Source organism: Synechococcus sp. R60.1, from assembly GCF_047461835.1.
GTDB lineage: Bacteria > Cyanobacteriota > Cyanobacteriia > Thermostichales > Thermostichaceae > Thermostichus.
Genome location: NZ_JANSIA010000113.1, coordinates 1 through 8,844 on the forward strand (window position 1 = coordinate 1; position 8,844 = coordinate 8,844).

General features: G+C 54.7%; 5 protein-coding genes and 1 CRISPR repeat array. Of the genes, 3 read left to right on the forward strand and 2 right to left on the reverse strand.

All coding sequences use genetic code 11. The annotated features are described in order from the left end of the window. Positions 1-200: 200 nt before the first annotated feature. A complete protein-coding gene (gene psb29 / locus NW834_RS12665; protein ID WP_041436186.1) occupies positions 201-920 on the forward strand; it encodes a photosystem II biogenesis protein Psp29 in 720 nt (239 codons plus the stop codon). A gap of 9 nt (positions 921-929) precedes the next feature. Here the strand turns inward: psb29 and NW834_RS12670 are convergent, their stop codons facing one another. Together NW834_RS12670 and NW834_RS12675 are read right to left on the reverse strand one after the other, a co-directional pair. Next, a complete protein-coding gene (locus NW834_RS12670; protein ID WP_011432154.1) occupies positions 930-1,634 on the reverse strand; it encodes an esterase/lipase family protein in 705 nt (234 codons plus the stop codon). Positions 1,635-1,637: 3 nt separating this feature from the next. After that, positions 1,638-2,162, reverse strand: coding sequence for a GNAT family N-acetyltransferase (locus tag NW834_RS12675; protein ID WP_414332273.1), 525 nt, complete (start codon positions 2,160-2,162; stop codon positions 1,638-1,640). 79 nt (positions 2,163-2,241) lie between these two features. Further along, a CRISPR array of direct repeats spans positions 2,242-6,927; the repeat unit is 36 nt; unit sequence GTTTCCAATTTCTAGGGATCCCCCCGAAGGGGGAAC. Between the two features lie 356 nt (positions 6,928-7,283). Here NW834_RS12675 and NW834_RS12680 point away from each other — a divergent pair. Together NW834_RS12680 and NW834_RS12685 are read left to right on the forward strand one after the other, a co-directional pair. Further along, positions 7,284-8,348 (forward strand): spermidine/putrescine ABC transporter substrate-binding protein, encoded by a 1,065-nt coding sequence (locus NW834_RS12680; RefSeq protein ID WP_148202683.1) that lies wholly within the window; start codon positions 7,284-7,286, stop codon positions 8,346-8,348. Positions 8,349-8,410: 62 nt separating this feature from the next. Continuing rightward, the gene (locus NW834_RS12685; RefSeq protein ID WP_414331192.1) at positions 8,411-8,581 is read left to right on the forward strand and encodes a chlorophyll a/b-binding protein; all 171 of its coding nucleotides are present in this window, start codon (positions 8,411-8,413) and stop codon (positions 8,579-8,581) included. Positions 8,582-8,844: the final 263 nt, after the last annotated feature.

The following is an 8,844-nucleotide window of genomic DNA, read 5'->3' on the forward strand; positions in this document are numbered from 1 at the left end:
TGGCCTGTGGATCGAACCGCACGGGCGGTCGGAAGCAGGAACCCGCCGAGACGACTGCGCAAGGAGCCATCCATGCGCAGCGTGGTAGGAATCTCCGGCCTAAAGGCCGGGGAGGATGTCAACACAGCTTGCCCTCAGGGTCAGCACAGGTGAGAATAAAAAAACAGAGAAGCCATCCTCAAGCTCATTTTTGTCTGCCTGTGAATCCTGTTCGCACCCTCTCCGCCACCAAAGCGGCCTTTTTCAGCGCCTACCCTCGCCCGATCAACGCCGTCTATCGCCGGGTGGTGGAGGAGTTGTTGGTGGAGCTGCACCTGACCACCGTCAACAGCACCTTCGTCTACGATCCGTTTTTTGCCTTGGGGCTGGTCACCCTCTACGACGGGCTGATGGAAGCCTATCACCCCCCTGAGCAGCGAGAAGCCATTTTCAACGCCCTCTGTAAGGCTCTGCACCTCAAGCCGGAGGTGTTGCGCAAGAATGCCCGCGATCTGCTGGAGTTGATGGGAAGCGGGGATCCCCGTCAAAGACTTGATCTCCTCTGTCTCAAGCCAGAGGCGGAAGATGTGGGTGGGTTGAAAGCCATTTTGGAGCGCATGACTCAGCCGCCCTACGCCTACAGCCGGGTCTTGGCTGTTGGCCTTTACACAGCCTATGAAGTTGTGGCCAAGTCCCTTTACGAAGAACCAGAAGAACGCACCCGCCGCTTTTTGGAGAATGTGGTGAGCAAGCTGCCCTTTTCAACAGAGCGGGTGAGAAAAGATCTGGAGCTCTATCGCAGCAGTTTGGATCGCATGAAGCAGGCGCGGGCTGTGGTCGAGGAGATGGTAAAAGCCGCCCGGCGTCAGCAGGAACGCCGCCAATCGGCCGCCTCTTTGCCCGAGACTTCCCTCGGCGACCCAAGCAAGCCTGGCAGCTAAACCCCGGCCCTAAGCCAGATACTGAGCCCAAGTTTCCACCACCTCGGGGGATCCATACCAGCGCCGTCCACCCCGACCGGAATGGTAGCAGTTGGGCAGAGTGAGGTTAACAGCCCCCTGCAGGTGGGCAGCCTCGATGGGGGTAATGCCATCGCCCCACAATTCCCCCTGTCCAGCCGTGAGCCAATAGCTGTTGTAGGCCAGCCAAGCCAGATAATGCTCCTGTCGCCACAGGGATCCCAGACTCAACCTCTGCCCCTGGATGACCCTGCCCGCCACGCACACATATTTGACCTCGGGCCAAAAGGCCCCCGGATAGTGGGTGTTGACAAAGTCCAAATTGCGCTTCGTCCAGCGCTCCCGGCTGGTGTGGGGGGATCCCAAGCTAATCAGCGCAGCGACCTGCTCCCGCCCCTGCCACACCTGTCCCCCATAGGGCACGGATCCCAGGTAGATGCGGGCAATCCAGCCGCCGGCGGAGTGGGCCACCAGGTTAACTCGGTCAACCCCAAACTCAGCGCAGGTCTTTTGGATGGTCTCTCGAAGGGCCCACAGGATGGGAGTGACAGGCCTTCCCCCCAGCGTGGGAAACCAACTGCGCACCTGCAACGGCACCACCCGTGCCGCATAGCCGCGGGCTTCCAGCTCTTGGCGCAGGGGCTCATACTCCGACGCACCCGCCAGATAACCGGGCAAAATCACCACAGGGGCCATACGCTAGCGGGGATACCAGAACATGCCTTTGATCCCCTCAGGGTCGGCGGTGAAGCCCAGCCGTTCGTAAAAGCTGACCACTCCCTGATCGGCAAAAAGGGTGATGTTGCTGATGTCTCGGGCGCGCAGCTCGTGGATCACCTTTTCCATCAGCCGCTTGCCCAGACCCCTACCCTGGAAATCGGGATGAACCACCACATCCCAAATGGTGGCATTGAAAGCGTGGTCGGACGTTGCCCGGGCAAAGCCGATGAGGCGACGGTAGCTGCCCCGCTGCTGCCACATCGACACCACCAAAAAGCTGTGCTGCAGGGCTTTTCTCACCTTTTGAATGGGGCGACGCGACCACCCCACCGCATCGCAGAGCTCCTCTAGCTCGTACAGATCCAAGTTGGGATCCAAGCTGAAGAGGATTGTCTCCCCTCGTACCACCACCGTTTCCTGGCGACGGTCGGCCCTAGCTGTTTGCGCCGGCTCTTTGGTTGTAGCAGCTCCTGCTGACCCGAACAGGCCTTTCCAAAAACTCATGTGAATCGCTGCCGAGTGAAAGCTCACCCCTACTTTGGGTGAGCGTGTCCTCAGTATAGCCAGGATCGGTGGCGGAATTGTTTCCAATTTCTAGGGATCCCCCCGAAGGGGGAACGACAGTATAAAACAGGGGACACGGCTCCGACTAATTCGTTTCCAATTTCTAGGGATCCCCCCGAAGGGGGAACAGGTAAACTATGTTGACCAACAGACAAAAGCGGCGTGCCACTGTTTCCAATTTCTAGGGATCCCCCCGAAGGGGGAACACTGCGGTGACGGGTGGCCAGACCCGAACGACTGGTAGTTTCCAATTTCTAGGGATCCCCCCGAAGGGGGAACTAAACACGCTCACAAGGCTTACAAAGCCCAAGAGCAAAACAAGTTTCCAATTTCTAGGGATCCCCCCGAAGGGGGAACTACCAATTTTAAGCCGCTGCCTCCAGAGGATTGGGGAACAACTCCAGTGCTTCCAATTTCTAGGGATCCCCCCGAAGGGGGAACTGTACGGTCCGTGGAATAACTATGGCGACTACTCCGAACGTTTCCAATTTCTAGGGATCCCCCCGAAGGGGGAACAACCAAAGAAGCTAGTCCAAAAACAATTCTTAAGCTGTTCTGGGTTTCCAATTTCTAGGGATCCCCCCGAAGGGGGAACCCGAGACCTCTAGTGGTTCGGCAAATCGATGGGAGGTTTCCAATTTCTAGGGATCCCCCCGAAGGGGGAACGTTTGGTATGGAGATTAAATTGTTGGGGTCCTGGGTTTTGTTTCCAATTTCTAGGGATCCCCCCGAAGGGGGAACTGCACTAACACACCGTGCAAAGAAGAGGGCGCGGGCCGTTTCCAATTTCTAGGGATCCCCCCGAAGGGGGAACTGGAAGCCGGCGGTACCACCCAGTTCAGCCGCAGCTTGTTTCCAATTTCTAGGGATCCCCCCGAAGGGGGAACATGAAGGATCCTCTGGCCCGCCCAGGCCGCTGGGCGGATGAAAGTTTCCAATTTCTAGGGATCCCCCCGAAGGGGGAACAACAAATATTTACTGCTATGTAGTAGAACACAGGTTTGTATCGTTTCCAATTTCTAGGGATCCCCCCGAAGGGGGAACGTCAGGATTAACCGTAGTTACAACCCTACCAGAAGTGGTAGGTTTCCAATTTCTAGGGATCCCCCCGAAGGGGGAACTGTAGGGGCCTTAGAGTTCCTAAGGACATTCCTGGCCGTTTCCAATTTCTAGGGATCCCCCCGAAGGGGGAACAAGCCCTCGCAAATCCAGGTATGCGAGGACGATACGTTCTTCGAGTTTCCAATTTCTAGGGATCCCCCCGAAGGGGGAACCATCGTGGGCCGTCGCGTGTGAGTTGAAAGACTTACTCGAGTTTCCAATTTCTAGGGATCCCCCCGAAGGGGGAACCTCCAACTAGTCCTCCCCCACTCAAACACCCAGGTTCACACACCGTTTCCAATTTCTAGGGATCCCCCCGAAGGGGGAACAAGCATGTTAACGTCATTACAAGGCTGCATGCTCCCAACGTTTCCAATTTCTAGGGATCCCCCCGAAGGGGGAACTCGGAACTCCACTGTAGTGGAGTTGCCAGAACCAAAGCATGTTTCCAATTTCTAGGGATCCCCCCGAAGGGGGAACGAACGTACAAACGTAATCACACGGTTGTACGATCCGAGGTTTCCAATTTCTAGGGATCCCCCCGAAGGGGGAACTCTTCCGTAGGCCGTACTCCCTTCATCAGGGATAAAGAAGTTTCCAATTTCTAGGGATCCCCCCGAAGGGGGAACATCTCCTTGAGATCATCAAGTGTGCAGTGTGGATACACTACGTTTCCAATTTCTAGGGATCCCCCCGAAGGGGGAACAACAGGGAATAAAGAACACCCAGGTGTGTGAACCTGGGGTTTCCAATTTCTAGGGATCCCCCCGAAGGGGGAACTACAACGATTTTGAGGAGTACAAGAAAGCCTGTCAAATGTTTCCAATTTCTAGGGATCCCCCCGAAGGGGGAACATACTCCCAAGCAACTCCAGGGGCCTTCTAGGGCAAATTTGAGGTTTCCAATTTCTAGGGATCCCCCCGAAGGGGGAACCATGTTCTCCTCGGCCCTGTTGCGCTTAATTGTTAGCGGTCCAGTTTCCAATTTCTAGGGATCCCCCCGAAGGGGGAACTACTGGCGAACCTATTCTGGATAGGCGTGTCAGACGAACCCGGGTTTCCAATTTCTAGGGATCCCCCCGAAGGGGGAACGCTCATGATGGTGTGTGATGACTACAATCGTCTCCACTGTTTCCAATTTCTAGGGATCCCCCCGAAGGGGGAACATCAGGCTCCTGCCTGAGGAGTACTGGCCTGCAGCTGGTTTCCAATTTCTAGGGATCCCCCCGAAGGGGGAACTCGTCCAGCGGTTCAAGTACTCGGTTTTGGCTGCAGAGTGGTTTCCAATTTCTAGGGATCCCCCCGAAGGGGGAACCAGATGAGCCTAAGCAAGTTCCCACACTGCTGCCGAAAGTTTCCAATTTCTAGGGATCCCCCCGAAGGGGGAACGAGTGTCCATTTCCCAAATCCGCCAAGCCCAAAAGGCGTTTCCAATTTCTAGGGATCCCCCCGAAGGGGGAACAATGTTGATCGGTTTAACTTCTACTACAAAACTTAAGAAAGTTTCCAATTTCTAGGGATCCCCCCGAAGGGGGAACGAGGAAATCGGGTGGGGCCAGGTAGCACTTCCGGTGTTTCCAATTTCTAGGGATCCCCCCGAAGGGGGAACTGGTGACTAAACGAGATCGGACGAAGCGACAGGCATCGATCGTTTCCAATTTCTAGGGATCCCCCCGAAGGGGGAACAATCGCTTGGGGGATTATTCCCTCGCCCGACTTCGAGGAGTTTCCAATTTCTAGGGATCCCCCCGAAGGGGGAACGTTGCCCAATCTGGACAGGGGATATTCCCCTCGATGTTTCCAATTTCTAGGGATCCCCCCGAAGGGGGAACTATAGAACGAGGCGAATACCGCGAGGCATTACAGTTCATGTTTCCAATTTCTAGGGATCCCCCCGAAGGGGGAACTTTGGCCAGAACTGAGCCACTGCCGGGCTTATGTGTGGTTTCCAATTTCTAGGGATCCCCCCGAAGGGGGAACTTCCTGATCCAGATATCCCTGAGGAAGACAAGTAGTCTAGTTTCCAATTTCTAGGGATCCCCCCGAAGGGGGAACCCTTGACCAGATGGGATTCGCATTTCCTGGAACATTGTTTCCAATTTCTAGGGATCCCCCCGAAGGGGGAACGGGAAATTCTACCAACACTGGCTTTAGCGGTTTTAAGCGGTTTCCAATTTCTAGGGATCCCCCCGAAGGGGGAACGCTGTGATCTGGGCAGCAGAACAAGCTAAATAAACAGATCGTTTCCAATTTCTAGGGATCCCCCCGAAGGGGGAACTATATTCCAGGTCTCAAGAGACGAGTCTCAATGCACACTAGTTTCCAATTTCTAGGGATCCCCCCGAAGGGGGAACTTGTAGTCAATATATATAGGAGTGCCTGAGGAAGGCGTTTCCAATTTCTAGGGATCCCCCCGAAGGGGGAACCTGACCGGAATAAGGATAGAAATATTGAGCCTCTTCAGTTTCCAATTTCTAGGGATCCCCCCGAAGGGGGAACATATGTACTTAACCCGTTCACTGACAGTCGAGTCGTTTCCAATTTCTAGGGATCCCCCCGAAGGGGGAACTTTCTAAAGACTTTATCCAACAGACTCACCAGGGTCTTGTTTCCAATTTCTAGGGATCCCCCCGAAGGGGGAACGAGTGCACAAATTAATCGTCACTCCCAACACCCAGTTAAACGTTTCCAATTTCTAGGGATCCCCCCGAAGGGGGAACTACGTTACAGTTACCTGTACCTTCAATTAGGTCGTATAGTTTCCAATTTCTAGGGATCCCCCCGAAGGGGGAACTAGGTCTTCAAGCACGACTAGGCTGTTCTCCCGTACTAGTTTCCAATTTCTAGGGATCCCCCCGAAGGGGGAACGTATACAGACAGCACTCGGCTATCGGTTGGAGGTTCATGTTTCCAATTTCTAGGGATCCCCCCGAAGGGGGAACTGGTCGTAAATGGCTCATCATTGAAGAGGGCTATGACGTTTCCAATTTCTAGGGATCCCCCCGAAGGGGGAACAAAAGTCAGAATGATTGACTGTCCTATCCGCCACAGAAGTTTCCAATTTCTAGGGATCCCCCCGAAGGGGGAACAGCCCAAACACGTCCCCACGCTGCTGCCGAAACCTGAAGTTTCCAATTTCTAGGGATCCCCCCGAAGGGGGAACTTGATGAGCAGCAGACCAATCTAACTTGGCTGCTGCTTTTGTTTCCAATTTCTAGGGATCCCCCCGAAGGGGGAACGCTTAGCCAAGAGGAGGTTTACTGGGTCTCCGTCGAAGTCGTTTCCAATTTCTAGGGATCCCCCCGAAGGGGGAACGGTAGTACGCATATACGAAGATCGTAGCGAGTACTTCAGTTTCCAATTTCTAGGGATCCCCCCGAAGGGGGAACACAGAAGATCATAGATAGTCAGCGTAAAATCCTGAGGTTTCCAATTTCTAGGGATCCCCCCGAAGGGGGAACAGCTTGCCAAATCTCTGGCCCACCTCGATGGGTGCGGAGAGTTTCCAATTTCTAGGGATCCCCCCGAAGGGGGAACTTCCCCGATAAGGGAGGTTTGTATGTATACAAGTTTCCAATTTCTAGGGATCCCCCCGAAGGGGGAACTCCACCCCTATTAAACCCAAGCAGGGCAAGGAATGCAAGACCCATTTGCGAGGGATCCGGAAAAAAGTCGGCAAAAAGAGCTGCGGCGAGGGGGTTTTGGGGCTGGAAAGCCTTGTGGCGCAAGGCATCGAGGGATCCGACGAAAGAATCGGCCTTTGCGGCTTTTGGCGGATCGCTCGCGGAGGCGTTGATACCGTTTGGGTGTTGTCTTGGAAACAAGGGTGAGTACCCGAGCCTCAACCGGAGTTTGCGGGGCTTGGCGATTGCCCAAGGCGTGCCCCCTAGCCGCGGGTGTAGCCGGCTGGGGGATGAAAGCAGATACGATGTTTTCAACTTTTCACAGTCGGAGAAATCTCATGAAAAAGTGGATTGCCTCGGCTACAACCCTACTCTGCTGTGTGCTTGTCCTGGTTTTGTTTTGGCCCCATGTTACCTCTGCCCAGAGGCAGACCCTCAATCTCTACATCTGGTCAGAATACATCGATCCCGACATCCTCACTGCCTTTGAAAAAGCCACCAACAGCCGCGTGCTGGTCAGCGTGTACGAATCCAACGAAGACATGGTGGCCAAACTGCGGGGGGGTGGCACCAGCCAGTACGACATTGTTGTTCCTACCGACTACATTGTGCCCAACATGTTGGAGCTGGGGCTGCTGCAGCCTCTCAACAAAGAATTGATCCCCAACCTAAGCAACCTGGGCGAAAAATTTGTCGGCCTGCCCTTTGATCCAGAAAACACCTACACCGCCGCCTATCAGTGGGGCACCACCGGCATTGGCTACCGCAAAGACCGCCTGCCCGAAAACTTTGAACGCTCTTGGGGATTGATTTTCGACCCGCAGCAGCAGTATGGCCCCTTTGTGATGATCGATGAGATGCGATCCATGATCGGTGCCGCTGCCGTTTACCTGGGCTTCGATATGAATACCACCGTTCGCTCCGAACTGCAGCAGATCCAGCAGCTTTTGATCGACACCAAGCGCCGCAGTGCCGGCCTAATTGGGGGCGTGGGGGGCAAAAACCAACTGGTTTCTGGAACGGCCAATGTAGCCATCGTCTACAGCGGCGATGCCCTGCAAGCTGCCGAAGAAAACCCCAACATCGGCTATTTTGTCCCCCGCGAGGGTGCCCACATTTGGCTGGATGTAATGGCCATTCCCGCCCAGGCCCCCAACCCCGAGCTGGCCAATCGCTTCATCAATTTCATCCTGGATGCTGAAGTCGGCGCTCAACTGAGCAACCACAACCGCTTCGCCACCCCCAACGCTGCAGCTCTGCCCATGATCAACCCAGAAGATCGGCAAAACCCGGCCATCTACCCTGACGAAGAGGCCCTTGCCAAACTCACCTACCTTAAAGTGCTGTCAGGGGAAGAGCTGCGCCTCATCGACGCCCTCTGGACAACCGTGAAAAGCAGCTAGGGATCCCTTGTTAGCTCTCGACATAAAACTTGACACTTTTTAATATCTGAGCCACATTAAAGATGTCACCCGTTGATGGAGCTAAAACCATGGAGAACCAAGAAGCTAAGTTCGGCTTTACCACCTTCGCCGAAAAATGGAATGGCCGTTTGGCAATGTTGGGCTTTGTGATCGGCGTTGCGACCGAGTTGCTGACCGGCCAAGGGATCCTTTCTCAAATTGGCCTGATGTAATCCCGGTGGGCCTAGGACACTGCTGTAGATCCTTGCTTGCCTGGCTGTAGTTTCCACCCTCTGCAAAGCAGCCAGGCTTTCGCATTGCCCTCGATTCTGGATTTAGGTCTGAATGAATCCAAATGGAAGTGGAAGCGAAATGCAGGCTGTTAAGTCCAGCTTCCACTGCCTTGCTTCTGCCGCTGACTCTCCTCTTCCACTGGGAGAGGGGCGGGGAGTGAAAGCTAGCAGCGCAGAAGGCTTGGGATCCCTAGGAATCTACT